A 1625-nucleotide genomic window follows, 5' to 3' on the forward strand; every position below is an offset into this window, starting at 1 on the left:
GCCGGCACTCTGGCCGGGTTCGGTGCCGGCGGCCCGGCCGCAGGAGCTCCCGGGGCCGGTTCGGCAGGCGCGGGTGCCGCGGGACCGGGTGCCGGGGCGTTCTCGTCGTCGTCACCAAGTGCGGCACACGCCGGGCGAGCTGGGGCAATGCCGATGGGTGGAGTGATGGGCGCGGCAGGGGCCGGGCAGAACAACGACCGCCGCGGCCACACCCCCGCGAGCTACCTGACCAACGCCACCAACACCACGGCGATCATCGGCGATCCGGTCAAGGTCGCGCCCGCGGTGCTGGGCCGCGCACCCGTGGAAGACGCAACCTCGGCCGTGCGGTCGGACCAGCCCGAACCGTTCCGGGGGCGCGTGATCGGCCGCGACTACACCGGCGGGGGTGCGGACCGGCACTAAGCAACGCGAGCGGCAGTCGAGTATGCGACCAGAGCGCTGACCTGGGAACACCGATGCTGCCGGCCCGCGTGCCCGCCCGAGCAGCGCGGGCCTCACGGGCGATCCCCCGCGCGGTGAGCAAAGGGTAACCAGCCCGCACAGTGGGGTCACCAACCAGACACACGGGCCTCCCAGACTTGGCGCGGTACGACCACCACCGCCGCACAGCTGGAGGCACCCGTGTCCTACGTCCAACCCCAGGACTTCACCCGCGCGATGATCGACGCCGGGGCGAAGAAGGTCCACATGTCCACCCGCGACACACTCATCCGCGGATTCATGGCCGGCGCGATCCTCGCGCTCGCGGCGGCATTCGCCGTCACCGTCACCGTCCAGACCGGCAGTGCACTCCTCGGAGCAGTGCTGTTCCCGGTCGGCTTCATCCTCCTGTACCTGCTGGGCTTCGACCTGCTCACAGGCGTGTTCACCCTCGTGCCCCTGGCCCTGCTCGACAAGCGCCGCGGCGTCACGGTCGGGGGCATGCTGCGCAACTGGGGACTGGTCTTCGTCGGCAACTTCGCCGGCGCGCTGACCGTGGCGTTCCTCGTCGCGTTCATCACCACCTACGGGTTCAACGTCGCCCCGGACGAGGTGGGCCAGCGGCTCGGCGAGATCGGTGAATCCCGGACGCTGGGCTACGCCGAGCACGGTGCGGCCGGGATGCTGACACTGTTTTTCCGCGGCGTGCTGTGCAACTGGATGGTCTCCACCGGCGTGGTCGCCGCCATGATGTCCACCAGCGTCAGCGGCAAGGCACTGACCATGTGGATGCCCGTGATGCTGTTCTTCTACATGGGCTTCGAGCACTCCGTGGTCAACATGTTCCTGTTCCCGACCGGCCTGATGCTGGGCGGCGACTTCTCCCTCGGCGACTACCTCGTGTGGAACGAGATCCCGACCGTCGCCGGCAACCTCGTGGGCGGGCTGCTGTTCGTGGGCCTGACCCTCTACGTCACCCACGCGCGCACCAAGGCCCGGCGGACGTCGTCCCCCGACACGGACACGGACGCGGTCGGTGCTCCGGATACCGACAGCGAGCCCGCCACCACCGAGCGAGCCGCCACCGAGCGCGCGACCACCGAGCGCGCGACCACCGAGCGAGCCACCACCGAGCCGACCTCCACCGAGCGCCCGACCACAGAGCCGGCCGCAGTCTGACCCCCGCGAGCCCGCCCGCCAGC

Annotated in this window: 1 protein-coding gene and 1 pseudogene; both read left to right on the forward strand. The window is 70.7% G+C overall.

The features are described from left to right. Positions 1 to 405 (forward strand): annotated as a pseudogene (locus G6023_RS15775) (hypothetical protein); the annotation flags it as partial. A gap of 219 nt (positions 406 to 624) precedes the next feature. Further along, positions 625 to 1602, forward strand: coding sequence for a formate/nitrite transporter family protein (locus tag G6023_RS12970; protein WP_472986441.1), 978 nt, complete (start codon positions 625 to 627; stop codon positions 1600 to 1602). The last annotated feature ends 23 nt before the right edge of the window (positions 1603 to 1625 follow it).

This window comes from Dietzia sp. DQ11-71, assembly GCF_014144995.1.
GTDB lineage: Bacteria > Actinomycetota > Actinomycetes > Mycobacteriales > Mycobacteriaceae > Dietzia > Dietzia kunjamensis.